The organism is Pseudomonas sp. LBUM1652 (genome assembly GCF_059716105.1).
This window is the reverse complement of sequence record NZ_CP166804.1, coordinates 1,587,735-1,612,213: the sequence shown is the minus strand read 5'-3', so window position 1 is coordinate 1,612,213 and position 24,479 is coordinate 1,587,735. Positions and strand designations below refer to the sequence as shown.

The following is a 24,479-nucleotide window of genomic DNA, read 5'->3' as shown; positions in this document are numbered from 1 at the left end:
ACCTCTTCGCTTCGAAAAAAGAGGTCGATGGTAGTGAATAATCCTGCGTTGCTGCCTGCCTGAAAGTGTCCGGATGCTCGTGGAATGAGTGTCCGGATCAGCGTGGAATCAGTGTCCGGATGTTGGTGGAATGGGTGTCCGGATGGTCATGGAATCCCCATTCGACTGACGTATCACCAGCGTAACTGGGGGTTTGGCTTGTGCTTTCTGTACCTGCGCAACGTGAAAGGCTATCGCTGGAACCACAAGCGGGTGTACCGGATTTACCGTGAATTGGAACTGAATTTGCGGATCAAGCCACACAGGTGCATCGTGCGCGAGAAGCCCGAACCGCTGGCCGTTCCTGAGGCCACCAACCAGTGCTGGTCGATGGACTTCATGCACGATCAATTAGCGGATGGGCGCAGTTTTCGGGTTTTCAATCTGATTGACGACTTCAACCGTGAAGCCCTGAGCATGGAAATTGATTTGTCGCTACCGGCTGAACGTGTGGTTCGTGCGCTGGATCAGGTCATTGAATGGCGTGGAAAGCCGTAGGCGATCCGTAGCGATAACGGTCCAGAATTTATCAGCGCCAAGCTCACGGGGTGGGCCGAGAAACGGGGCATCCGGCTGGAATATATCCAACCGGGTAACCCGCAGCAGAATGCCTACGTCGAGCGCTACAACCGCACGGTACGTTATGACTGGCTGGGGCATTACTTGTTTGAGTCGATCGCCGAAGTTCAGGACTACGGCTCGAACTGGATCTGGACGTACAATCACGAGCGCCCGAATATGGCGCTCGGAGGCATCACCCCCAAACAGAAGTTAGCCCTCGTGGCTTGATCTCTACTTCTGGCGTGTACTGGAAATGGGGGGATTACCCTCTCATGCTTATTGGGTTATAGATAAATATATGACCTGTTTTTTCTTAAAGGAAATACCATGAATAGAAAAATTGATCGTCAAACCCACTCCTTGGGCAGGTCGTTGAAGTTCATGACCTACAGCCCATTATCATTCTCTCAAAACATTCATCATGAACTTAGTTTGTTGGTTCGCGATGCACTGACCGAACTGGGGGTTCCAGACCGCTTGTTGCACGGTTTTGACTCACACTCAACCATAGCTATTGATATGAATGAAGAGCGATCTATTAATATTTCATTGGTCGACGATCGCCTCTTCATTTGGTCATTTATCCCGATTAGCGAAGAGCTATTGATAGACAATGCCAGGCGCATCATGCCCGTCATCACAACCGTAATGGAATACGTTGAAACGGGTCACTTAACGTTAGGTAAGTGCAGTGATGGCTTCGAACTAAAAGCGTTAGTTAACCCGCGTGCATTAGTTGAAAATAAATTCAGCCAAGTCATTCATGGTTTCCATGGCGCACTGAAAATTATATCTAACCACCGATGAAGGAGGATGTTTAATGCTGGAAATTAAAGTCAATCACCTCGCTCAGGTCAGCGGATACCAAGCAGAACAGCAGGGTGAGCCTCCGTCACTACCAGTTAAAACGATAAAAAACTCCCCAAGCATGATGCGTTTCAAAGAGACCGCAAAATTCATCATGGAAATGATGCCAAGAAAAAGCTGTGGGGAAGCAGGTGCTAACCCAAAATACTGGCTGGAAATTAAAGATCCAAAGCATCGCGATAGGATTTCGTTGAACGGCCTTGACGGACAGTCCGGTGCATTAAGTGCATGGCAGGAAGACGCTAATAGCATGACTGGGCTATTCCAATGGATTGATCAACATCCCGATGTTGAAATCAATACGCTCAAGAATAAACCTAAGCACCCTCTGTCGCAGGATGTCGGCTATATCAATTATCTGTCCCCAGACCAAGCCACTGACTATCGGGTAACGCTTTCAAAAGGTGAATGGAAAGCAGGGGGTAAGTTATTAGATACGACACATTTACCAGGCAAGGGCGGGATGGAGGGCCACGCTGCTATTGTTATCCATCGCGACGGAAATATCTTTGTTCACCCGTATGAAAAAGGCAAATGGCAACATACTTCGACGACAGAAGGTAAGCCGGTTTTATCAGCGGGCATGATACTCATTGAACAGGGAAAAGCGAAATCATTTCATCTGGATTCCGGCCACTATACGCCCCAGCGGCCTCAACTCGAATATCTTTTAGCTCGATTGGTGGCACAAGGCGTCAATATTAACGAGCTCGATATCCACGCCAAGTCTATCGCGCAGGATGATATAAACGCGCTAGTGAGGCAGTATTCTGGCTAACGCTGTTGCTTCCCAGGCAGGCGCCTAATAATACAAGCCCAATCGATTCTTTATTATCAAGGATATAGGCAATGACCCAAATCCAAGCATTGCATCGTTCTACCTCTATTACACCGACTGAGCAAAGTCATCAGCGCAATCAGACCCTAAATGTGCAGGCGGTGCACAACACTCAAAACTCGCCGATGCACAGAACGCTGGACGCCTATGGCATAGACGATAATCGGAAAGCGTTAAGCCAGCTAAATCAGGATAAATACCATGTTTTGGTTAAAAAAGACCACTCAGGCACCCCTGATTTAACCTCCGGTGCCTATGTATCTAAACAGGGTGAGGATGACTATGGCAACTTTAACTGGTTAAATCCAAAGGGTCTGATGAAATATCAAACCCCAGATGTCGCTGTTATCATCTTTACGAATAAAGATCAGTTAACACAGCTCAGTGAGACCTACTCGGAGACTCCCTTGCCGGATTTTCTCACCAAGATACTCAATTCAGAGGCCTGTCTGGATACTGATCTTTATCGCCGGAATGAGAGTCTGGCTAAGTTTGTCTCGCCGATCGATCGCACGCAGCATGGCTATCTCATTAGGCCCAATACACCGTACTGTGATGCAAAAGTGTTAGATGCCTATGTCAATGCTCCCGAGACACTCAAAAATAGCAAACATGGGATCATCTTGTGTACCTACGCGATTCATCCGGGTATACAGTCCTCGTTCCTGGAGTCGCGACATCATCAATCAGGCTCCGAGAGGTTTGAAGCAAGCCAGAAGACACCACAAATGATGATTGATAAAAAAATGCAGATTGACTCCTTGACCAGCATTCTAAATTTAAAACAAGAGCATCTTCCACAGCTCGAAAAATTGCGACAAGAGACAGTGCAACATCTTCGAGATATCTATGCTGTAAATGAACATGACAATACAAGAATGTTTTTTCATTTTCCCGTTGCAGAAAAAACCGCGACCCTTCATTTGCATACCTGGGTAAACAAAGGCGATCACCCGCTGAATGAACCAAGGTCTTTCGATCTCGACACGATTATTGCGCATCTTAAGTCTGGAAAAGAGATTAGCGATCTTGTCCTTGACCGAAACGGGGGAACCTATTTTTTACCGACCTCAGATTCCATTAAGGATATTAGCGGCATTCCATTTAAAGGGATGCGCGACAATATTCTAAACCTGCCTTTGTAATCGATTTATACCCGTTCTTTTGTACGTTGCAGTGCGATCGGGCAAGCCTTAGTGACTGAGCGCAGCCAACGCACCTGCAACGGGCAACATGACAATTACAGGAGATAACTAATGATTTCAATTCAGGCGTTGCAGCCTTCTGCTGCGACTTTGCCCGCAGACTCGAGTCACTCTCGCCATCAGACCCCGGATGTACAGGCAGTACGTAACTCTCAGGCCAGCCTGAAGCAACACGAAAGCTCTGCGATCCGCAAAACATTAGATGCTTATGGTATTGATGACAATCGGAAAACCCTGAGCCAGCTAAATCAAGACAAGTATCATGTGCTGATCAAGCAAGACAACTCCGGCACCGCCGATTTGACCCATGGCGCCTATATATCCAAACAATCTGAAGACGACTATGGCAGTTTCAGATGGCTAAACCCAAGAGGTTTGCAAAAATATCAAACTAACGACCTGGCTCAGGTAACACTGACAACAACAAATCTGGCACAGCTCAAGGAAACGTACAAAAATGAAAATTCCACCCAGTTTCTGGTTGAGCTGCTACGCGGTAACAGCCGGGAGCCAGGCGATAAGGTATACAGTGAGGTGTACAAAAGAAATCCCGATGTCTTCCATTACTCTGCCCCGTTGGGAACGGGCAATGGGTTTCTAATTTACCCGAATATTCCCTACATGTCGCAAACCTACACCGCTGGACAAATCACGGATTTGGCCACTAGGCCAGAAGGCATCCAGCTGACGGCCTGGGCCGTTCATCCTACAGTGCCACATGATTTGATTCAGGAAATGAAGGGTGACCCTTCAACAGGAAAAGCACCGGCTAACCAGAAGGAGGAATTAAATCAATATAGCGCTGAGTTAACATCGGGCGTGAAGTCATTAACCTCTATATTGGATTTGGAGCAGGGTGATGTTGGGATGCTGGAAAAACTAAAGCGGGATAGCCTTCAGCATTTAGTTGATATCTATGGGGTGTCTGCTGAAAAAGATAAGGTTAATTTATTTTTCCATTTTCCGGTGGCGCCTTCAACCGCTACCTTGCACCTGCATGTTTGGGTGAACAAAGGGGATCACCCCTTAAATGAGTCGCGCGCATTTGGCATTGACGAGGTCATTCAGCATTTAAAACACGGTGGAAATATAAATGAGTTGATATTGTCCCGAAACGATGGGCAATTTATATTGCCAACCAAAGATATGTTACATAAGATTAAAGGCATGCCTGAAAGTAAAACGCCAATGCCTGCCGATTATAGCGAACTTAAGCTTCCTATCGGCGCTGGTGCATCAATAAGGTAAGGTCGCAGGTTCCCTTACCCACTGAAATTCAGGCAGTTAAGGAAGGTCTGAAGTCCCCACCGATTTTTGATGCCCTTGCTGCCTGAGTGCGTATTTCGCTCATCGTGACCGGTCATTTCGCTAACAACGTGACCGGTTCCTCCACCCGATTGCGCGGGGTCTAAATTCTAACCGCATCGGTCACGATGCCGCTTCTTCTTCCGTCTTTTTACGTCGCAGCGACTCGCCCTTCATCACGATTCGATAGTAACCGCTCCATGAACCCCACATTCAAAGCCGCCAATTGATCCCGGATGCTGTGCTCCCGATTCCTTTCTGGAGCCCATCCGCCATGATGCGACCCGACGCAAAAGTCGAAAAAGTGTATCTGTACCCCAAGCCCGTCGACTTCCGAAAATCCATTGATGTCCTGGCTGCGCTGGTCGAGCTGGACATCAAGGTCGCCGTGTTTGACCCGGTGCTCTTCGTCTTCCTCAACAAACCGCGCAACCGCGTGAAGATTTTGTACTGGGAGCGCAACGGCTTCTGCCTTTGGCTCAAGCGCCTTGAATCTGAGCGATTCAAAACATCGCCCGATGCCACCGACGAGGCGATTGTCCGTAAGCGTCCAGCCCAGCCACCTTGCAAACCACCTCTCACCCCCGCGGCAGCAACTCATCAATCCGGCTGTTAGGCCACGTCGGGAGCTTTTCCAGCGTATCGCGCAGCCAGGCCGACGGGGTTACAGCCCATTGAGTTTCGCCGTTGCCAGTAAACTCTGAATCGCGGCAGCGCGGCGACCGGCCCTTTCAGAACCCGTAAACAACCAGTTCTTCTTACCAACGGCTATCGGCCTGATGACGTTCTCCACCGCGTTGTTATCAATGGGTAAATCACCGCTGCCGGCATAGCGTGACAACGCCACCCAGCGCTTGAGGCTGTAGTCCATTGCCTTGGCCAAGCCGCTGCCGTTCGCCACACCTGGGCGGGTTGATAGCAGCCATTGATGCAGTGCCTGCAACTTGACCACTGCTTCGCCGGTGCGCAGTTGTTGGCGTGCTTCACAGGTCAGTGTTCGGCCCCGTGATTCGATTTCGTACAGTTCAGCGATCCGCTGCAAAGCCTCTGCCGCTACCGCACTTTGATTCGCCGCATGTAATTCAAAAAACTTGCGACGTGCATGTGCCATACAGCCCACTTCGGTAACGCCCTGAGTAAACAACGCCTTGTAACCCGCGTAATCGTCAACCACCAAGTGGCCTTTCCAGTCATCCAGAAAAGCTCGTGCGTGCGCGCCACTGCGCCCGGCCTGGTAATCAAATACCGTGATGCCCGCCCCAGGACCCAGGTCGTTGCTGCGATAGACCCACAAATAGGCTCGTTTGGTTTTGCCCTTGCCAGGGTCAAGTTGCTGTACCGGTGTTTCGTCGGCATGCAGGATCAGGCGTTGGCGCAACAGTTCGGCCAATCGATCAGCCAGCGGTTGCAAGGCAAATCCATATCGGCCCACCCAGTCGGCCAAGGTTGAGCGTGCCAGGGTCACACCGGCGCGGTTGGCAATCTGTTCAAGACGATACAGCGGAAGATGATCGAGATATTTACTGATCAACACCCAGGTAATCAGTCCGGCAGCCGCCATGCCGCCGTCGATGATGGCCGGCGCAACGTCTGCTGAAACAATACGTTCACAGGGTCGGCAGGCGTACTTGCTGCGGACATGACGATGTACAAAGAACTTTGCAGGCTCGACATCCAATTGCTCGGTGATATCTTCGCCTACTTTGACCCATTCACCGCCGCACTCGGGGCAATGACATGCCTCGGGATCGTGGCGATGTTCGATACGGGACAGATGTTCTGGCAGCGGCTGACGACCGGCACGAGAGCGCCGTGCTCGCTGTTCAGGTACGAGCGCGTCAACCTCAACCTCAATGGCAGCGCAGTCGGCATCGGCCGTTTCTTGAAAAAGGTCACGCTGTTCGGGTGACAACGCCTCGTTTCTGCCCCCAAACCGGATGCGCTTGTAGTGCGCCAATTCAAGGGTCAATGCCTGGATTTTCAAGGCGTCGTGTTGAGCCTGGGCACGTAACTTATCGACATCCGCCCTCTGTGAAAGCGCGGCCATGATCTGCTCCCGCAGTGCGGGATCAAGGTTGAGGGCGGCGATTTCGTCGGCGATAGGCATCCGTGAATTTTACTGAAAAAGTGGCGGATTCAACCGGTCGTCGCAACACTGGATTGTTGAATTGATTTTAGATACTTGTTCAGCGCTTCGGCAGGTGTTTTCCAGCCGAGTGTTTTTCGTGGCCTTGTGTTCAGCGCATGAGCTACGGCTTGGATCTCTTGGGCACTCCAGCGAGACAGGTCGGTACCCTTCGGGAAGTATTGGCGCAGAAGACCGTTCGTATTCTCGTTCGTGCCGCGCTGCCATGGACTATGAGGGTCAGCAAAGAAGACCTTCACTCCGGACTCGATGGTAAATCGAACGTGATCCGATAGCTCCTTCCCACGATCCCAAGTCAAAGATCGCCAAAGTTCGACGGGCAGATCAGTCACCGTCTTCTTCAGTGCGTTGGCCATGGTTACAGCCCCGTAGCCGGCAAGCGCCGGGCCGTTCTTCGTCCGGGGAATTAGCCCATAACCTTCCTCGCGAGGCAGATGGACGAGCATGGTGAATCGAGTTGAGCGCTCGACCAGCGTTCCAATCGCAGAACGGTTCAGACCGATGATCAGGTCGCCCTCCCAATGCCCTGGTACAGCCCGGTCTTCCACCTCGGCAGGGCGACTGGAGATCATGACGTCCTCGCTGACATGTGCCCACGCTTTAGCCTGCGCCCTAGCTCTCGGCACGCGCAATGCTCTCCCTGTGCGCAGACAGCTCACGAGTTCGCGCTTGAGAGCCCCTCGACCCTGAATGTAGAGGGCCTGATATATGGATTCGTGAGAGATGCGCATGGATTCATCGTCTGGAAAATCGATCTGTAGCCGGTTGGTAATCTGTTCGGGCGACCAGCCACTGACCCATTTACGGTCACTGCGATGTGGTTTATTTCGACCTTTGAACGGAGCTTGTCGAGGCCCAGCAATCTCACGGCCATCAGCGTCGTGAACCTTGCCCTCCAGACGGTCTTGCACGTAGTGACGCAGTCGCGAATTAGCCACCAGTTTCGCTGGTTTCGGCCTCTTGGCAACCAGTTCTGCCTTCCATTGCGCGACTGAAGCTCGATACTCAAGCCGACCGCAACGAGTTGCAGCATTACGTGTCAGCTCCCGTGAAACTGTCGATGGGCTTCGTCCAAGGCGCCGGGCAATCTCACGCACACCAACACTTTGCGCCCGAAGCAGCCCAATCTCTTCTCGCTCTGCGAACGATAAGTACCGTCCTGATATGTGGTTTGACATGAATAATGGCATCCCGCCCCGATGACGGAACCAGCGTGTGCCTACCGCTGATGAAACGCCAACGGCCTCTGCTGCCTTTTCGCTTGTGATACCGGTAGCGATCTGTTTCCAAAAGAGCCGCTCGATCTCACTGCGAAGTGACGGCGCACCTGGCGAACGCATCGCTCCTCGCCCCGTCAGCTTCTGCATCCAGCCTGCAGGTCGTCCCATAAACACCTCGATCAAAGGTGTTGCGACGACCGGTTGAATCCGCCGTTGGTTCAGTGTTCCAGGGTTTACATGCAGCGACTGGAACACCAGAAGGGCCCCTTGGCTGACTGGGTGCGCTTGTTGCTGACGCGACGTCACTCCAATGTGGTGGCCTGCGCGCTGGTCAACAAACTGGCGCGGATCGCCTGGGCAATAGCGGCCAACCATACCGAATATGAAGCAGCACCAAGCACCATGGCTGCCTGACCCTGCGGTTGCTGCAGTACCACGATTCACCTTTCAGGTTTTGCGATAGCTGAACAACAGATGACGTGAACGGCCAACCGGCCTGGCGAAGAACCTGTCGCCCAAATCGGCTTTTGAAGCCGAGGAGCTTTTTAGGATCGCCAGGCGCGACTCTCATCGTGGCGCGGGGCTTGCCCCAATAGACGCCGGATAGATTTAAGCAAACCAACCACTTCACCCGTTAATCAGTATTGCAAAAAATGGGGTGACCATAGATTTGGGCCAGGAGCGGCGGCGCCCCTGGAGCCCAGAGCAAAAGCTGGCCATGGTTCGCGAGAGCCTTGAGCCAGGACAAAGTGTGTCGGTCGTCGCTCGGCGCAACGGCATCAATGCCAACCAGCTGTTCCTGTGGCGCAAGCTGTACCAGGACGGCAGCCTGTCGGCGGTCAGTGCTGGCGAAGCCGTGGTGCCTGCCTCCGAGCTGAGCGATGCGCTCAAGCAGATCCGTGAACTGCAACGGATGCTGGGCAAAAAAACGATGGAAGCCGAAATCCTCAAAGAGGCCGTGGAGATCGCCCGGTCGCGAAAATGGATTGCGCACTCACCCTTGTTGCCGGGGGACGACCAGTGAAGCTGGTCAGTAAATGTCTCGGTGTAGCGCGCTCGCAATTAACGGTTCGAATCAAGCAATCGGTATCGCTCAAAGTGCGGCGAAGCAGGCCTGTGAACGATGTAGAGCTGGTCGCTGAAATCCAGCAAGAGGTCAGCGAACTGCCCAGCTATGGATACCGTCGCGTCTGGGGACTACTGCGTCGTGCACGTGAAAAGCGCTCGCTGCCGGCGGTCAACGTGAAACGGGTTTGCCGGGTGATGCGTGACCACAACCTTTTGCTTGAACGCCGGATCAAACAGCCCGGCGTGCCGCGTCGGCACGAAGGCCGTATTGCGGTGAAAACCAGCGATACGCGTTGGTGCTCGGACGGCTTTGAGTTCCGCTGCGAGGACGGCGCCAAACTGAGCGTGACCTTCGCCCTCGATTGCTGTGATCGCGAAGCCATCGGCTGGGTGGCAAGCCCGACCGGGTACAGCGGCGATGATATCCGCGACTTGATGCTGGAAAGCGTGGAGAAGCGTTTTGGTGATCAACTGCCCACCACGCCACTTCAATGGCTAAGCGACAACGGTTCGGCGTACACCGCCGAACAGACACGCCTGTTTGCTCGACAGATCGGCTTGCAGCCGGTGACCACCCCGGTACGCAGCCCGCAGAGCAACGGCATGGCCGAGAGCTTCGTGAAGACGATTAAGCGAGATTACGTGGCGCACATGCCCAAGCCAGATCGAGAAACGGCGTTGCGTAACCTGGCAATTGCCTTCGAGCACTACAACGAGCAGCATCCGCACAGCGCATTGAACTATCGCTCACCGAGGGAGTTCAGGCGCTTGGCGGCAGCATTAATTTAACAGGGAGTTGGTGTCCGGTTTTGTAGGGGCAAGTCCAGTTGTGGACTCCGCTCGCCGCGATTTTATTGAAAAGCTAGGGTTAGTAGAGAACAATTTCTTTGCAGATGCCTTCGTCTAAACCGCATCATAAGCTCGACAAAACACAGCGACGCTAAAACGCAGACTATAAGAGCGATTAAACCGATAGATAAGCACAGGTGAAGGCGCCGCACAAAATTACTGGCCCGACACTAGAGAGGGGGTTGAATAGAGCGTTCGACTTTGGATATGCGTACGCCGGGTTCCCGCGCAGCCTCAATTCACTGTCGCTGCTGATGAGCGTTTTGCAAGAGCGCGAAGCACGCGGAGTTCAAGACGAGCCGAGATGCGAACCAGGCCCCGTGCCGTCGGGGCACGCTTTGCTCGACCTGGGCACAGACAATCAAACCCGTCTGGTGGATGCACCGGTCTCAGGACCGTTGTTTGGGTTCGCCCCTGCGATTGACCAGTTTCTGAAGCTTCACCTGTTCGGCGATATCTTCGCTGGAGACAACTTCGATTGGGCTACTCGTGAACTGGCCACAGTCGGGGCACTTGTCGCGATGCCAGGGTTAGCGTCGCAGTTGGAGTCGCACCTGAAGATCGGCATGAATGTTGGCCTCACGGCGCAGCAGTTGAACCAAGTGGCTAGCCACCTCAAACGCCACGGTGACCAAAAGGCGGCTGAGCGCATTGTTGTGACCTTGGAAAAAATCAGGGGCTGACAACGCCACCGTTGGCGACAAGATATTGATGAGCTCAGCTAACAACGGCTATCGGAATCCGCGGATTCTGAATTTGCGGGCGAATGCTAAGTTCCTAAGGCACTGAGACCACTCAAGCGTCGACACTACCTCGATGTTTCTGTCGGGCCCATTGACGATCTCCGCCGCAATGAAAAGGCCAAGACCCAGCCCGGCAGATTTCTACTTACTGTCTTCCGTATAGGTCGAATACCGCGCCTTCGGATCAAAAACAAAGGGTAATTTGCGGTCATGGATGGGCTCGCCGAAGCTCCTGACCGTGAAGCAGACACTCAGGGCTTCACGGGCCAGAGTCACCTGGACAGGCTTTTCCAGGTCGCCATACAACACGGCATTGCTTATCAGATTGGTAAATATCTAACTCATGCGCAGCGAGTCGAATTAGCCCGAAACGGTGGTCGGGTCATTGAACTAGATTTGTCGGTGCTGATAGTCAAGTGAAGCTCAATTTCTTAGGCTCGGCCTGTCTCGATTTCAACCTGAGCTAACAGGCGTCAGTGGCCTTCTGCTGAGAGGTCGAAATAAGAGGTTGCCACTCAACGTCCTTGGCAGCCCGTTCCAAAGCCGAGTGCATCGGTAATCCCCCCATTTTCAGTACTTGTCAGAAGTAGAGTTCAAGCCGCGAGGGCCAACTTCTGTTTGGGGGTGATACCTCCAAGGGCCATATTCGGCCGTTCGTGATTGTACGTCCAAATCCAGTTCGTGCCGTAGTCCTGAACTTCGGCTATCGATTCAAACAAGTAATGTCCCAACCAGTCATACCGTACGGTTCGGTTGTAGCGCTCGACGTAAGCATTCTGCTGCGGGTTTCCTGGCTGAATGTATTCCAATCGAATCCCCTGCTTTTCGGCCCACAGTGTCAGCTTGGTGCTGATGTACTCCGGGCCGTTATCGCTGCGGATGGCCTGCGGTTTACCACGCCACTCGATCACCTGATCCAGAGCACGTACTACACGTTCCGCTGGTAACGACAGATCGATTTCCATGCTCAGCGCTTCGCGATTGAAGTCATCGATCACGTTGAATATCCGAAAGCTGCGTCCGTCGGACAATTGGTCATGCATGAAGTCCATTGACCAGCACTGGTTGATCGTCACTGGTACCGCCAACGGCTCCGGTTTCTCGCGCACGATCCGCTTGCGCGGCTTGATCCGCAGGTTCAGTTCCAGTTCGCGGTAAATCCGATACACCCGCTTGTGGTTCCAACGATGGCCTTTCACGCTGCGCAAATACAAGAAGCACAAGCCAAAACCCCAGTTGCGCTGGTTGTGCGTCAGCCGAATCAGCAGGTCAGCAATCAGGGCGTTTTCAGACGACAACCGTGGCTGGTAACGATAACAGGCGACGCTGACGCCGAAGACTGCACAGGCCAGTTTGATGTTGATTCGACCTGAATGAACGGCTTGGCGCGCCATCTCTCGTCGTCGAGATGGCTTCACCACTTTTTTGCCATCGCCTCCTGGATGATTTCAGCCTTGAGACGCTCCTCAGCGTACATCTTCTTGAGCCGGCGGTTTTCCTCCTCAAGCTCGCGCAACCGAGCCATTAATGATGCATCCATGCCGCCGAACTTGGTGCGCCACTTGTAAAAGGTGGCCGTGCTGATGCCGTGCTCGCGACACAGCTCGGGGGCCGGACTACCGGCTTCGGCTTGCTTGAGGATGGCGATGATTTGGCTGTCTGAAAAACGTGATGTCTTCACGCAAAATTTCCTTGATCCGATTAGGAGAAAATTCTACTTCTGACGAGCACTGATTTCAGGGGGGATTACCCCTGAACACCTTCCTGATGACCCAGAACTTCTCAAGCAAATGCTGCTTGATGCGTTCGACGCGCTCGCTCGCCAGCAGGAAGTGGGTCAGGCTTACGAAACGCATATTGTCGACCTGAAAGAACAGATCAAGTTGTTACGCGACCGTTTGTTCGGTCGTAAATCCGAGCAAACAGTCGAGCCCAACACGCCGCAACTGGCCTTGTTCAACGAACCCGAAAGCGAACCAATGCCCGTCGTCGGCGATGCCGATGAGGAAAAGTCGTTGCTCCAGTTCCGCGCCGTGGCAAGCGCAAGCCACTGTCGGCTGATCTGCCGCGTATTGAAGTCATCCACAAACTGCCTGAACACGAACTGACCTGTGCCTGTGGTTGCCGCAAGCATGTGATCAATGAAGAAACCAGCGATCAGCTGGACATCGTGCCGATGCAGATCCGGGTGATCAAACACATCCGCAAAGTCTACGGTTGCCGCGGTTGTGAAACGGCTCCGGTCACCGCTGACAAACCCGCTCAGTTGATCGAGAAGAGCATGGCCAGCCCGAGCGTGCTGGCGATGCTGCTGACCACCAAGTATGTCGACGGCCTACCGCTGCACCGCTTCGAGACGGTACTCAGCCGGCATGGCATCGATATTCCACGCCAGACCTTGGCACGCTGGGTCATCCAGTGCGGCGAGCACCTCCAGCCGCTGTTGAATTTGATGCGCGACCGGTTGCTGGAAAGCCCCGTCATTCACTGTGATGAAACCCGCATCCAGGTACTTAAAGAACCGGATCGAGACCCGACTAGCCAATCCTGGATGTGGGTACAGGCCAGCGGGCCGCCGGATCGAAAAGTCGTGCTGTTCGACTACACCTCCAGCCGTGCGCAGGATGTGCCGTTGCGCCTGCTGGAAAGTTATCGCGGCTATGTCATGACCGACGATTACGCGGGATATAACGCGTTGGCGTTACAACCGGGCGTGGAGCGTCTGGTGTGTATGGCCCATGCCCGGCGCAAGTTCGTCGATGCTCAAAAAGTGCAGCCCAAGTGCAAGACGGGACGTGCCGATATCGCGCTGGCGATGATCAACAAGCTGTACGGCATTGAGCGCGAACTCAAGGATGTCAGCGATGAACAGCGTTTTATTGAGCGTCATGAAAAGAGCCTGCCGATCCTGGCTCAGTTGAAAAGCTGGATGGATAAAACACAGCTTCAGGTGACGCCGCAAAGTGTGCTTGGCAAGGCCGTTAACTATCTGGCCAGCAACTGGAGCCGGCTGGAGCGTTACGTGGAGGCCGGCTTTTTACCGATCAACAACAACCCGGCAGAGCGTGCAATTAAACCGTTTGTGATCGGGCGCAAGGCATGGCTGTTCAGCGATACGCCCAAAGGCGCGACTGCCAGCGCCCAGATCTACAGCCCGGTCGAAACCGCGAAGGTCAACGGCAAAGAGCCCTATACGTGGCAGCGCCACGTACTGGAGCGACTGCCGCATGTGCAGTCAGTAACCGACTATGAAGCATTGCTGCCGTGGAACTGCTCACCGGAAATGTCACGGTAAACGGGTGCTTCATGGATCGCATACGCTGGTTTCGCCGTTTACCGTTCCTGATTTGATCGCAGAAATGCGTACCCTCCCAGGAAATCGAATGTTTCTGGTGTTCCTTCGCCAAGTTTCTTACAGTTTTCTAGAGCAAATCAGCCAAATCGAAGCAGGCCAAACCTATCGTACCTGCCAAGCCGTAACCGCGGCATACTTGACCATCAGGCGCAGACTCAATGTATCGCCTCACGCGGCGTGGTACTTGCAACATTACCGATATGACGAATAAGCGTGGCTGAAAGCGTTTGATCTAACAGTCACTGCCAGAGAAGCCAGCAACTGTCAGATCAAGTTCAAACCTTCAATCCGAACCCTTAAGCAGGCTTGTTAAATAATGATGACATCATATCCATAAGGCTCTTCATCATGTCTTTAATCATGTCCATCATATTGTTCATAGGGTTATCCGAATTTTCTGCACCACTTCCATTTCCTCCATGCTGACTTCGCTTCGACTGACCCACACCACCAAAATCATTCGGATTTAAACTTGTATTATTTGAAAAATCGACTCCGGCATTCCTATCGCCAGCCTTCTTTAGGCTCGCCTGAGTAAATTCCCCATCTCTGGATTGAAAAACATCAGTCTTATCTGCCTCATACAAAATATCCGAATCATTAAGTAAAGCTTGTGCGGCGAGCGAGTCTTTTTTGCCGGAAAAAGTGGACCCAGGTTGATCTGCCTTTTTACGCAGCTCTTCCATACTAACCCAGCCATTGTTATCCGTATCAAACGATTTGAAATTCATGCTAGTATATTTGGCTGCATCACTTGAATTCATAATAGCCATAACGATACCCACTTATTGTTTACATGTTACATATTGATGTGGTGCTTTAGCCGAAAACGGTTCCTTGACGAAATAAAATTAGTGAAGTCGAGCACCACTAAAATTACCATTTTTATCAAGAACTGGGGCTAAAACCGTTTTTTTTTAAGATTACGCGGCGTCAATCTCACAATATGGTGAATCGATTTTCTGAAGCAATATTCTCCCGCAACAGGTGTCTTTTCCAAGTGCGACTATGCCGCACAGCCCAACCAGCGCGTGAGAAAATACAATGGTGCCAGGTCCCATCCCATATCAAAGGGTATACGCACCTATACTTTCCATAATGAAGGCGTAGGAACGTGCTGCATAGGCTGGCGAAAAGACTCACCCATAGGATCTGACATACTCAAGCTCACAGCACTCAGGTCTTTCATTGCGCTTCCAAAATCGACTAAGCTCTTGTTAGTTTGTTCCATGGCCTTACTAGTTTCCTCATTTAGTTTATTGATTTCAGTCATGTCTGGAGCAGGAGTAAAAATAGAACTCAAAGCCTGACCAATTATTGGGAGAGCGGCTACAGCCAATAGCGGAAACATAATTAACCCCTAAAAATCAAATGTTGAAACAGTAAGTACTGCCTCAGTTATATGAGTGGCAAAATAAAAAAAACAGTTCCATAGTTGCATCGAGCAAACGTAAAAAATTTCGACCCCGCTAAAATGCTTAAAAAAAGCTGAATATGACCACGCCAAGATTAATCATTTTCTTAGATCCGTACAAAAGGTAATACTCAAGCACCGCAGGGAACCCATATCACAAGCTGGAGCGTTTGCCGCAAGCTGAGTCGGGAGAGAATTTGAAGCATTGTTGCCGCGGAACTGCACCCCAGAGATGCCACGATAAAGGGATAGCCCTTCTGAGGCAGAGGGAACTATGGATGAATTTTTCATAACTCGTCACACAGTACCCCATCTAATGTAACGCAGCATAAATTGATTACTAACAGACGCCCCCAACGCAAGTCTGAACGCAGTTAATTTGAACCCACAACAATGCAGGTTACGAGCACGGATACGCTCGCTCGTAAGAAATTATAAGCAGAGTACAGACGGACAACCCGAATGGAAAAATCATCGTAAATATCTCCGCGCGGAATGATTATTACCATCAACACTCTGGCCTGACAAGGACAAGAGCAGGTAAATCAACTCGCTTACTTGTTCGCGCTGATGCTCATTATGCAGTTCATGCCAAATCACAAAAGTAAGCTGACTATTCAGGCATATAAAGCAATGCTCGTATAGCTCGACGCCTTCAAAACGACGTTTCAGCGTCTCGGCAAATAGATCTGGCCGTTGTGTCTGACGCTGTATATTTAGGGTGAGTTCCCAGCCCAAGCTCTGCTTACTGCAAATGAATTCAATGCCCAGAGCCCATTGCCACGTACAAGCACGCTTTTCATCGACAAAGGCAAGGAACGCCTCCCGATTTTTGCTCTGCAAAATCGTTTCACTCATCGATCGTTACCGTACTATACTCATTCTCTCCGTCACGCAATGCTGGAGACCACCAGACAGCCATTTGAACTTTTTGGGCTAGGAACTTCTGACAAGCAGCTGAATCACAAGAATCTTTAAAAGGTAAAGTGCAAGCACTCAACGAAAGCAGACTCATTACTGTAATACTTACGTTGCGCAATCTCATTTAATCACCTTCCTTACTGGATCTTAAACGGCCCCGGCTAGTAGCAGAGCTTATTTTCTAGGGACGGTCTGCCGCATTCACCGCCATGCCAACCCGGATATGAACCTGACTCGACTCAGCATTAACGCCAATGTGCGATTTTATCCAAAAAAACACATATTACTTTTCTTCATCTTATACATTTTGGGGATGCCTTTATGTCCTTACTCCCGGATAAACTCGGGGCATGAATGATCGCCGGATCGACCACCGCACCTTGGGACAGTATCAATTCATGATGCCGTCGTTCAACTCATGACGCTCCAGCAGCCGGCGGAAGTTGAGGGTAGTTACACCGGCGACCAAGGTCTTTTTCAGGAATTCTCCAGGCGAGATTACATTAAAACTAATGACTTCACATTGTCGCTGCCGCTTCCTGTTTTCCGCTAATATGAAGGTAACATTAATACTCGCGCTGGAGCTACAGATTGCAAAGAAGCAGCCGGCGACTGCAACGCTACGAAAATCTGAGTTGACTCACCAGGTTGCAACGGGAGCGCGGAGGTAGCCGTTACAGCTAATGTCTGTGATCCTGAGCAGGATACCGGGTTAAAGCGCTGCGGCCTAACGCTGACGTTCTTTACCACGCCAACCGCCACCGTAAAATCAGTACCACTAAACCACTGCATCTGCTTACTATCCAGCACAAAGGAATTGTCAACTTTACATAGTTCACGCAACGCTGCGCCAGATGATCTCATTTGAACATCATTAGGGGTACGCCCCTGAACCAATTCGGCGAACACTGTACTGATATTCGCCCGCAACACTGATGCGCCTCCCGATTGCCGACCGGAAGTCATAGCGCGCTCCAGTTTCACGGGATTTTCGTTGGCAACATCGCGCACCTGCTCAATATCATCTCCAAGCAAGCGGGGCGTAAGGATGAATAAGCGTTCGCGCCGCGACACCTCGCGTTTGGTCGAGGAAAACAGCCAACCGATCAGCGGTAATTGCCCGAGCACCGGTACCTGATTTTTCTGGTCGCCGCGCTGGTCGACATGAAATCCGCCAATCACCAAGGAGCGATTTTCACTGATCACTGCCTGGGTGCTGACGGTACCGCGCCTGACCGTCGGGGTCTGCTGAAAGAGGGCTTGTTCAAGCTGGCCGTCCTCGATATCAACGATCAGATGGAAGCGGTTGTGCAGCCCGCCCGGGATGGTCCGCGGGATCACTTGAAGGCTTGTGCCGGCGGTAACCGGCTGGATGTTGGCAACTCGCTCGCCGGAGACAGTTATGTATTGGGTGCGACTGAAGTCGATCACCGCGGGTTGGTTCTCTAAGGTCAACACTGACGGTCGGGCTATCACCGAAGCCATGCCCTGCCCTTCAAGGGCCTGGATATCGGCGAAGAAACGACCGAAATCGCGGATGAACAATGTTGAGGAACCACCGGTGAGCAACGAGCTACCAAAGCTGACGCCTCCTGCCTGGGCCGACCAGCGCGATTCAAGGTTCGACAGCTCAGTGCGATCGATATCAAGAATGATCGCGTCGATTTCCACCAGTTTGCTCGGCAGATCTAGTTGCGCCACCATCTGCTGATATACCGCGTGCTTGTCCAGGTTGTCATAGATCAACACGGCGTTGTTTCGCACGTCAGCCGCGACCCGGCGCCGCTCCGCTACCTTGGTCGCGACCTTGGCCTCGTCACGGTTAGTGTCCCGTTCACTGACGTGATTGAAAAGCCTTGTTCGGGCGCTGTCGCCCATGTCTTGTAGACTTTCTATGTTGGCATTGGGATCGTTAGCGGGAGGGGGCACATTCTGCCGGTTCTCCAATAGCCCTTCGAGAATAGTCAACACGCCGGGGATGCTCATACTCTGCCCACGGTAATTAATCTCGCGGTCAGCCACTGACGCGTAGCGCAACGGAAAAATCATCACCTGTTGCTGTTCCTCAGGCTTATCCATCTCTTTGGTGAAACTGCGGATCAACTCGATATAACGGGCCGGCCCCCTGACCAGTACCACACCCTCATCGGGCAGCTCGCCCCAACCGAAACGCTTGTCTAGCAGCCCTATGTCTGTCAGCGCCTGTTTCAGGTCCGGCACCGCATCGGTCGAAACCTTCAGGCGCTGCGAAAGTTGCTCAGATTGCGCACTGATATATAACTTGTCGCTGTAGACGAACCACTGAAACTGGTGTTCCAAGGCTAGTCGATCAAGGAATTCCTGAGCGTTGGCGGCCCGTAGTTTAACGTCCACTACACCGCTGACGCTGCTCATACTCAAACCCAGGCCATAAGCGTTGGTGAAGTCCGTGAGCACAATGCTCAGAGGGGCTTGTGTGGCCTCATAAGCATAGGCCGACTGACGCCACTCTTCGGGCATTGCCGCCAACGTTGGCCAGGACAGCATCGCTAACACGGAAAACTCGCATAGTCGTTTAAACATAGGAGTTTCCCAAGGGCTGAGGACGATTCAGACGATAGGATGGATCGGCATTAGACTTAATCAGCTCTTCCCATACATCCCATTGATTAATCAAGGCTTCGAGAGCGAGGATAATTGCGGTGACAACATCGAACTTTAGGTAATGCATCAAACACAGCCGATGCATTACTGGATCCAGAGCCAAAGCGCCACTAAAGTAGTGACAACTGGGACCGGACAAGTGCAAGGCGGTCTCTAGGTCGAGGTCATCGCCACCCCAGGCGACACTGAGCGTGGCGATACACAGCACCCCAGCCGTACGCCGCTGCAAGCGCACCGGAGCCCGGCCGATCAGCAGCTTGAGTTCGCTGTCGCCGCTGTCCAACCAGCCTTGTATGGCGACCGCCAGTTCAGCGGATTTCATTGAGGATGGCCTTCGCCAGATTGTGTTTGACCACAATTTCCTGATTCGCTGCCCAGCTGGCGGTGGATGACTGGCGTATGGCCGAGTTGAAAGCATGCATGTCATCCGGGGAAAACGCGTCCATGTCTAAGGCCGCAGTATCTAAACCGTTTTGCGTACGCTCGAAGTTATTGTCAAGGCGGCGGCGCAGTGCGTCGGAAGAAAGCATGGTGATACCCCAAGTACGGAAACTATGCACTGAGTGGCAGCCGCCAGAGATTGGTTCCATGGCTTTAGCCGATCAAACTGCCTCGCTGTCTGGCTGCGGCCACAGCGCTATGACCAAGCGGCTCCAACTGAGGCTGAAGTCACCCAGCTCCGTGTGTAGGCACAAACTGTCTGGAGCTAACTGTGGATCTGCGCGCACCGTCCAGCGTGCTTGTGCCTCCTGCAACTGAAAGGTGATACTTTCCAGCCAGTCCGGGTGAGCATACAACATGCCCGCCGGCTCCCCAGGCCGGGCGGCCATCAGGTGGTGCAGCACGACACGAACCCTTGCGCTATCGGGCTGCTCTCCCTCCAACTTCTGCAAGGCCTGACCCACAAGGTTTTCGGCAGTGGTAGTAATATGCTCCCACATCTGCTGACGTTGCTGCTGCCAGTCGTCGAGCAATGCATCAGCCTGACGCCAGACTTCAGCCCGCGCCTCGGCCTGGGCCTCCTCCCCCATACGCTTAGCCTCCTGCCGGGCTCGGGCTAACATTGCCTCGGCTTCGACCCGAGCAGCCTCCAACACCTGTTCCGCCAGCAGACTATTCTCCAGATTTTCACGGCGTAGCACGGGGCCACCACACAACATCTGGGGATTGCTCAGGATCAGGCTGCGTCGGGATAACATGGGGCAATCCTTATGGGAGGGAAGTGAAAGCGTACCAGGTGACCGCCTGCCATAGCGCTGTCAGACGCAAGGCAGGCAGATCCTTGAAGACAAAACATTCGGCTTCTTCAATGGCGTCACGGATAAAGCGCAGGCGCAGACGCTGCCACACCAAGTCGCCCACCCATGCCCGCAATAGGCGCAGGCCCTGAATGAGCGGGCTACCCTGCCGCCATTGGTCCGGCAACCAACACCCCGGCTGGAGCGCCTTGCCCAAGCGTCGGCACCATTTCATATCCACCGGGACGAGCCCAGTCAGGGTCAGTAGCTGGCTGCCAGCACAGATAGCCACAGCCAGGGTCAACACCCGCGACCAGCCTGCATCGCTCAGGGTCAGCAAGGGCAACAGGTTGATATTTGGCGGTGCCGGCCAGGTTGAGATCGTCCCCAGCAGCTGGTCGTCACCCGTATAGCCATAGCCCGATAGCAAGGCCAGCAGCTCAGAACTGACACCTGCCTCGTCCAGCCGCCAGCTGGCGTCAGCCTGCCGCGCACCCTGCACCCACCAGCGCACCCAGACTAAAGACTGTTCATCAGATACTGTTAGCTGGCTCATGCAGGATCGGACGATGTAGGCTTAGTGCGGCCAACGCCTTTGAACAGACATTGGCGCCACGTCGGGTTAATCACTAGCAAGCCACTGACCAGTAGTAAAATGGCCCCAGCACACACGATTGCCAGAACATGCCAGAACTTGAGAAAAGGGTGAATACCCACCTGCTCCACCGTTTCTTGATAGCCTTGAGCCAACACAAAAACCACGGCGAGTTTTTTATCATCGGCGCTGCTGATGCCGGGAATGCTGCTGGCCACCATACGGCGAATGCGCGGTAGCACGACGTCTGGATCCAGCTCTATGCGGTGCTTGATGAATACCGCAGCCGAAGCTGGCTGTACCGGTTCGCCGGGGGCGATTCGCTCCGGTAGCACCACGTGCACCCGAGCCACTACCACGTTGTCGATCTGCGACAGGGTTTGCTCCAACTCCTGGGACAATGCATAGAGGTATCGGGCGCGCTCCTCCAAGGGCGAGGAAATTACTCCGTCCTTGCGAAACACTTCACCCAAGCTTGATCTCGATCGATGAGGCAAGCCCAAGGTCTCCAGCACCCGCACCGCACGAGAGATGTCAGGTGTCGCCACCAGCACCGCAACACCATTTTTATCCTGGCGTTTTTGCGCATCAATATGTTTACTGGCCAACTCGGCCAGCACTTCGTTGGCGTCCTGCTCCAGCAAATCGCGATACAGTTCCATCTGGTCGCCACAGCCCGCCAACAGCAGAATCGTCAAGGTCGTCACGAGTGATCTGAGTACCTTGAACAGCATGGGTTCGCCTTATTGAAGACTGGTGAGTTTTTCCACGCTCTGAACCGCCTTGCTCACCAGTTTGGCGCTCAGTAGGCTCTCGAGATAGAACGAAGACAATGAACGGTTGGCTTGCAAGATCTGCTGCGGATCAAGCGAGCTCGCCGCCCGCTGAAGATCACGGTCGGCACGCTCGGAGCTCTTCAGCGAGGCCGCCGAAGCTTGGGAAAGCGGCGAGATCTGCCCCTCATTTTGGACCGGAGGAGGCAAGCTCCGCTGCATCTGCACATTAAACCAGGCGATGTCTGCTTCCGCAGGCGGCTTCACCGCACGCCCTTCCGTGTCGGATGGAACCGACAGGTTACCTGTAACTCCTGTAACTACCATTCCGGCTCTCCTGCTAATGGGGTAAAAGTTTGCATTCAGACTCAACAGCTAACGGCACTTGTTGCACCAGCACGGACAGCACGCTACCTGCACTAATCCAGAAATTGGCTATTGAAGCACTTCACGTAGCGCCCTCGAGGAAGTTCTACCCGTATTAGCCCCTCCCGAAAGCGACCATGAGTACTACCCATGACTTCACCCTGATCATATCGAAAGGCTGCTGGAATTCCTTGCTCTGATTACTCAAGTCACAGCCCTCCTGATTAAGATCAAGAGGACCATAAACCCCTTTACTTAATATTGGATCGACTTACCAGTCTGCGTGGCGGAGTTCTGTGCCTTGCTAGCAGAGTCCATATAGGCACTGGCAATACCGTTAATTGTGTCAGTCGTCATCTTTGTAGATTGAGCTTTGGCATTCATCATCGTGGTTGCCGCTGAAGTAGCTTCCATCATCTGCTGCGCTGCGATCGAAGCACTAAGTGCCATAGACATAGTTATTACCCCTTAATAATCATAAATTGTATGAGCACTCAAGTGATTACTCTTACAATGAGTGGTCGATTCTCAGAGGCAGTTCCATGGATGGAAAAATACATTCAGTCCAACCCGTGAGGCCTCGTACGACAACTAATATCGCCCCCACTGTTGCAAATCAGTGACACCGTCGCACCAAAGCTCTCTCCGACCTGTCCACTTGACAAGTTGAAATACAGAGAAATTCGCTCGAAACACAGAGCATGAATCCCGGTCGTCGAGCCGCCGCGACCGCGGCCCAGCACATGCTCTAGCGGCTCCCTAAGCCACCCGCCTCCTCCAGCGCCAGAAAAAGCTCGGGTTGAACGTACCGTAGAGCGGATCGTCTGGGTGGCGAGATCGATCTACCCCCGCTCATTGATCCCGACGTGCAAGTACTTGAGCATCTGGTCAAACGCACCTCGGCTTAGTCCGCCGCAAAAGCGCTGATCAACTGTCCACCAGGCGCCAAATTGTTCAGGCATGTGGATGAATGCTCAGAATTTTCATGCGGTGATACAGGGTACGGCGCGGGATACCCAACTCACTTACCACCGAGTCAATGCACTTGCCATGACGCGCCAGGCAATCCTGGATCAGGGTTTTCTCGAACAACCGAAGATAGCTCTTCAGTGGCACTACGCCTTCACTCCTGGAAAGACCTTCGGCATTGGCAACATCTTCGGCGCTCTGTAAGACGGGCATACCCAGCACAAAACGTTCAGCGGCGCACTTGAGCTCACGAATGTTACCCGGCCAGCGATGACTCAGAAGGCATTTGAGCAGGTGGGAGTCTGGCTCTGGGACAGGCTGACTATGACGCTCTGCGGACTCGAGAACGAACTGCTGAAAAAGTGGCTGGATATGCTGCAACCTCGAACTCAATGTGGGTATCTGAATCTTGATTACATTTAGGCGAAAGAACAGGTCGCGGCGAAACCTGCCCTCTTCCACCAATTTCTCCAGTGGTGTCTGAGTGGCAACAATGACTCTCAGATCCAGGGGCACAAAGCGTGTAGAGCCGAGGCGTTCGATGCCGCGCTCTTCCAGAACCCGCAGCAGCTTGGCCTGAAGCAGCAATGGCATGCTGTCGATTTCGTCGAGGTACAGAGTACCGTGGTTTGAAGCCTCAATGTAGCCCGCCCGTGACTTCGAGGCGCCAGTATAGGCGCCCGCTATAACCCCGAACAACTCACTCTCAGCCAACTGCTCAGGAACCGCCGCGCAGTTCAGCGCTATGAGCGGCCCCTCGCGACAGGACAACTCGTGGATACGTCGTACCAAGGTATCTTTACCGGTACCAGTTTCCCCTTCCAGCACCATGTCAACTTTGAGTGGAGCAGCCTTTCTGATAAACGCTTGCAACGTGCCCATAATGTCGAGAACTTCGCGCCCTAGCTTTGGGGAGTGGTTGTCTGAACGACCCCAAGTCATCTTGCCACCTCGCGATGATGATTACTTCCATTGGGGTTACTTCCTTGATGCAATGCGCCAAATCCTTCCTTGCTTTGGCGATGCTGATATTTCCAGAGTTAGCGCCCCAAAGGCCCCTCCCTGCACCACGTCGAATCCAAGCGACACCACCTACGGAAAATTCCGCTCTTGTTTTCACGCATATCGTGGGACAACGAAAGCCCTCCGCAGCAGCGGTAAATCACTCACGGAACGCGATGAGTGAAATCCCCCTCTACAACAGTGCTCGAGTAACAGGTCCTTCTCCTTAAACTGGAGCCTGGCCAGTCAGTTCTTCTTGTCGATGAAGCACCCGCGAGCAAGAACCTTCCATAACTAGCCTTCCTTTAATACGGCAAAGTTCATCAACATGATCTCAAGTGATAAAAACCCGCTTAAGTAGC

At 52.8% G+C, this 24,479-nt stretch carries 21 protein-coding genes and 4 pseudogenes; 10 read left to right on the top strand and 15 right to left on the bottom strand.

Annotated elements, in window-relative coordinates:
- Window positions 1–159 precede the first annotated feature (159 nt).
- The 6 genes and pseudogenes from ACA069_RS07330 to tnpB all read left to right on the top strand — a co-directional run.
- Window positions 160–828: pseudogene (locus ACA069_RS07330) on the top strand (IS3 family transposase); the annotation flags it as partial.
- Window positions 829–927: 99 nt separating this feature from the next.
- Window positions 928–1,407 (top strand): InvB/SpaK family type III secretion system chaperone, encoded by a 480-nt coding sequence (locus tag ACA069_RS07325; RefSeq protein WP_497616888.1) that lies wholly within the window; start codon window positions 928–930, stop codon window positions 1,405–1,407.
- Window positions 1,408–1,420: 13 nt separating this feature from the next.
- On the top strand, window positions 1,421–2,245 hold the full coding sequence (locus tag ACA069_RS07320) for an IQM protein middle domain-containing protein (RefSeq protein ID WP_497616886.1): 825 nt from the start codon (window positions 1,421–1,423) through the stop codon (window positions 2,243–2,245).
- Window positions 2,246–2,316: 71 nt separating this feature from the next.
- Entirely contained in the window at window positions 2,317–3,450 is a 1,134-nt protein-coding gene (locus ACA069_RS07315) for a hypothetical protein (protein ID WP_497616885.1), read from the top strand.
- A 111-nt stretch (window positions 3,451–3,561) separates the two neighbouring features.
- Window positions 3,562–4,758, top strand: coding sequence for a hypothetical protein (locus ACA069_RS07310; protein ID WP_497616884.1), 1,197 nt, complete (start codon window positions 3,562–3,564; stop codon window positions 4,756–4,758).
- Window positions 4,759–5,089: 331 nt separating this feature from the next.
- On the top strand, window positions 5,090–5,431 hold the full coding sequence (gene tnpB, locus ACA069_RS07305) for an IS66 family insertion sequence element accessory protein TnpB (protein ID WP_497616883.1): 342 nt from the start codon (window positions 5,090–5,092) through the stop codon (window positions 5,429–5,431).
- On the opposite strand, the pseudogene tnpC (ACA069_RS07300) reads toward tnpB, so the two are convergent.
- Both tnpC (ACA069_RS07300) and ACA069_RS07295 read right to left on the bottom strand, forming a co-directional pair.
- Window positions 5,394–6,922: pseudogene (gene tnpC, locus ACA069_RS07300) on the bottom strand (IS66 family transposase). The gene tnpB and the pseudogene tnpC (ACA069_RS07300) sit on opposite strands and share 38 nt — an antisense overlap.
- A gap of 29 nt (window positions 6,923–6,951) precedes the next feature.
- On the bottom strand, window positions 6,952–8,328 hold the full coding sequence (locus ACA069_RS07295; protein WP_497616881.1) for an IS30 family transposase: 1,377 nt from the start codon (window positions 8,326–8,328) through the stop codon (window positions 6,952–6,954).
- A 60-nt stretch (window positions 8,329–8,388) separates the two neighbouring features.
- Between ACA069_RS07295 and ACA069_RS07290 the strand changes: the two are divergent.
- The 3 genes and pseudogenes from ACA069_RS07290 to ACA069_RS07280 all read left to right on the top strand — a co-directional run.
- A pseudogene (locus tag ACA069_RS07290) lies at window positions 8,389–8,595 on the top strand (IS110 family transposase); the annotation flags it as partial.
- 304 nt (window positions 8,596–8,899) lie between these two features.
- Window positions 8,900–10,038, top strand: a protein-coding gene (locus tag ACA069_RS07285) for an IS3 family transposase (RefSeq protein ID WP_497618205.1) whose coding sequence is annotated in 2 segments (ribosomal slippage) — window positions 8,900–9,164 and window positions 9,164–10,038 — 1,140 coding nt in all. Because the reading frame shifts where the segments join, the coding sequence is not laid out codon by codon here.
- A gap of 242 nt (window positions 10,039–10,280) precedes the next feature.
- Window positions 10,281–10,781: a carboxymuconolactone decarboxylase family protein gene (locus ACA069_RS07280; RefSeq protein ID WP_497616880.1), complete on the top strand. Its 501-nt coding sequence runs from the start codon at window positions 10,281–10,283 to the stop codon at window positions 10,779–10,781.
- A gap of 653 nt (window positions 10,782–11,434) precedes the next feature.
- On the opposite strand, the gene ACA069_RS07275 is transcribed toward ACA069_RS07280, so the two are convergent.
- A protein-coding gene (locus ACA069_RS07275; RefSeq protein WP_497616878.1) for an IS3 family transposase occupies window positions 11,435–12,522 on the bottom strand; the annotation gives its coding sequence in 2 pieces (ribosomal slippage) (window positions 11,435–12,270 and window positions 12,270–12,522; 1,089 coding nt in all).
- Window positions 12,523–12,631: 109 nt separating this feature from the next.
- Here ACA069_RS07275 and tnpC (ACA069_RS07270) point away from each other — a divergent pair.
- A pseudogene (tnpC, locus tag ACA069_RS07270) lies at window positions 12,632–14,136 on the top strand (IS66 family transposase).
- Window positions 14,137–14,492: 356 nt separating this feature from the next.
- Here the strand turns inward: tnpC (ACA069_RS07270) and ACA069_RS07265 are convergent.
- The 12 genes from ACA069_RS07265 to ACA069_RS07210 all read right to left on the bottom strand — a co-directional run bounded on the left by ACA069_RS07265 (window position 14,493) and on the right by ACA069_RS07210 (window position 23,997).
- Entirely contained in the window at window positions 14,493–14,969 is a 477-nt protein-coding gene (locus ACA069_RS07265; protein WP_497616877.1) for a hypothetical protein, read from the bottom strand.
- Window positions 14,970–15,280: 311 nt separating this feature from the next.
- Complete coding sequence (locus tag ACA069_RS07260; RefSeq protein WP_497616876.1) at window positions 15,281–15,547, bottom strand: hypothetical protein; 267 nt, start codon at window positions 15,545–15,547, stop codon at window positions 15,281–15,283.
- 534 nt (window positions 15,548–16,081) lie between these two features.
- Entirely contained in the window at window positions 16,082–16,468 is a 387-nt protein-coding gene (locus ACA069_RS07255; protein WP_497616875.1) for a negative regulator of hrp expression HrpV, read from the bottom strand.
- A 612-nt stretch (window positions 16,469–17,080) separates the two neighbouring features.
- Window positions 17,081–19,093, bottom strand: coding sequence for a type III secretion system outer membrane ring subunit SctC (gene sctC / locus ACA069_RS07250; RefSeq protein WP_497616874.1), 2,013 nt, complete (start codon window positions 19,091–19,093; stop codon window positions 17,081–17,083).
- A complete protein-coding gene (locus ACA069_RS07245) occupies window positions 19,086–19,496 on the bottom strand; it encodes a type III secretion system chaperone (RefSeq protein WP_497616873.1) in 411 nt (136 codons plus the stop codon). The genes sctC and ACA069_RS07245 overlap by 8 nt, the downstream gene beginning before the upstream one ends.
- Window positions 19,483–19,704 (bottom strand): serine kinase, encoded by a 222-nt coding sequence (locus ACA069_RS07240; protein ID WP_497616872.1) that lies wholly within the window; start codon window positions 19,702–19,704, stop codon window positions 19,483–19,485. Before ACA069_RS07240 ends, ACA069_RS07245 begins: the two co-directional genes overlap by 14 nt.
- Before the next feature lie 72 nt (window positions 19,705–19,776).
- A complete protein-coding gene (sctL, locus tag ACA069_RS07235; RefSeq protein ID WP_497616871.1) occupies window positions 19,777–20,373 on the bottom strand; it encodes a type III secretion system stator protein SctL in 597 nt (198 codons plus the stop codon).
- A 10-nt stretch (window positions 20,374–20,383) separates the two neighbouring features.
- Window positions 20,384–20,968 (bottom strand): hypothetical protein, encoded by a 585-nt coding sequence (locus ACA069_RS07230; protein ID WP_497616870.1) that lies wholly within the window; start codon window positions 20,966–20,968, stop codon window positions 20,384–20,386.
- Window positions 20,965–21,741: a type III secretion system inner membrane ring lipoprotein SctJ gene (gene sctJ, locus ACA069_RS07225; protein ID WP_497616868.1), complete on the bottom strand. Its 777-nt coding sequence runs from the start codon at window positions 21,739–21,741 to the stop codon at window positions 20,965–20,967. The genes ACA069_RS07230 and sctJ overlap by 4 nt, the downstream gene beginning before the upstream one ends.
- Before the next feature lie 9 nt (window positions 21,742–21,750).
- The gene (sctI, locus tag ACA069_RS07220) at window positions 21,751–22,107 is read right to left on the bottom strand and encodes a type III secretion system inner rod subunit SctI (RefSeq protein ID WP_497616866.1); all 357 of its coding nucleotides are present in this window, start codon (window positions 22,105–22,107) and stop codon (window positions 21,751–21,753) included.
- 294 nt (window positions 22,108–22,401) lie between these two features.
- A complete protein-coding gene (locus tag ACA069_RS07215) occupies window positions 22,402–22,602 on the bottom strand; it encodes a type III secretion system major pilin HrpA (protein WP_497616864.1) in 201 nt (66 codons plus the stop codon).
- Window positions 22,603–23,100: 498 nt separating this feature from the next.
- On the bottom strand, window positions 23,101–23,997 hold the full coding sequence (locus ACA069_RS07210; RefSeq protein ID WP_497618203.1) for a sigma 54-interacting transcriptional regulator: 897 nt from the start codon (window positions 23,995–23,997) through the stop codon (window positions 23,101–23,103).
- Window positions 23,998–24,479: the final 482 nt, after the last annotated feature.

Excerpts from the sequence above, each read along its gene's own strand:
- ACA069_RS07325 (WP_497616888.1), top strand. The coding sequence starts at position 928 with ATGAATAGAAAAATTGATCGTCAAACCCACTCCTTGGGCAGGTCGTTG.
- ACA069_RS07320 (WP_497616886.1), top strand. The coding sequence starts at position 1,421 with ATGCTGGAAATTAAAGTCAATCACCTCGCTCAGGTCAGCGGATACCAA.
- ACA069_RS07315 (WP_497616885.1), top strand. The coding sequence starts at position 2,317 with ATGACCCAAATCCAAGCATTGCATCGTTCTACCTCTATTACACCGACT.
- ACA069_RS07310 (WP_497616884.1), top strand. The coding sequence starts at position 3,562 with ATGATTTCAATTCAGGCGTTGCAGCCTTCTGCTGCGACTTTGCCCGCA.
- tnpB (WP_497616883.1), top strand. The coding sequence starts at position 5,090 with ATGATGCGACCCGACGCAAAAGTCGAAAAAGTGTATCTGTACCCCAAG.
- ACA069_RS07295 (WP_497616881.1), bottom strand. The coding sequence starts at position 8,328 with ATGCAGAAGCTGACGGGGCGAGGAGCGATGCGTTCGCCAGGTGCGCCG.
- ACA069_RS07265 (WP_497616877.1), bottom strand. The coding sequence starts at position 14,969 with ATGGCTATTATGAATTCAAGTGATGCAGCCAAATATACTAGCATGAAT.
- ACA069_RS07260 (WP_497616876.1), bottom strand. The coding sequence starts at position 15,547 with ATGTTTCCGCTATTGGCTGTAGCCGCTCTCCCAATAATTGGTCAGGCT.
- ACA069_RS07255 (WP_497616875.1), bottom strand. The coding sequence starts at position 16,468 with ATGAGTGAAACGATTTTGCAGAGCAAAAATCGGGAGGCGTTCCTTGCC.
- sctC (WP_497616874.1), bottom strand. The coding sequence starts at position 19,093 with ATGTTTAAACGACTATGCGAGTTTTCCGTGTTAGCGATGCTGTCCTGG.
- ACA069_RS07245 (WP_497616873.1), bottom strand. The coding sequence starts at position 19,496 with ATGAAATCCGCTGAACTGGCGGTCGCCATACAAGGCTGGTTGGACAGC.
- ACA069_RS07240 (WP_497616872.1), bottom strand. The coding sequence starts at position 19,704 with ATGCTTTCTTCCGACGCACTGCGCCGCCGCCTTGACAATAACTTCGAG.
- sctL (WP_497616871.1), bottom strand. The coding sequence starts at position 20,373 with ATGTTATCCCGACGCAGCCTGATCCTGAGCAATCCCCAGATGTTGTGT.
- ACA069_RS07230 (WP_497616870.1), bottom strand. The coding sequence starts at position 20,968 with ATGAGCCAGCTAACAGTATCTGATGAACAGTCTTTAGTCTGGGTGCGC.
- sctJ (WP_497616868.1), bottom strand. The coding sequence starts at position 21,741 with ATGCTGTTCAAGGTACTCAGATCACTCGTGACGACCTTGACGATTCTG.
- sctI (WP_497616866.1), bottom strand. The coding sequence starts at position 22,107 with ATGGTAGTTACAGGAGTTACAGGTAACCTGTCGGTTCCATCCGACACG.
- ACA069_RS07215 (WP_497616864.1), bottom strand. The coding sequence starts at position 22,602 with ATGTCTATGGCACTTAGTGCTTCGATCGCAGCGCAGCAGATGATGGAA.
- ACA069_RS07210 (WP_497618203.1), bottom strand. The coding sequence starts at position 23,997 with ATGGGCACGTTGCAAGCGTTTATCAGAAAGGCTGCTCCACTCAAAGTT.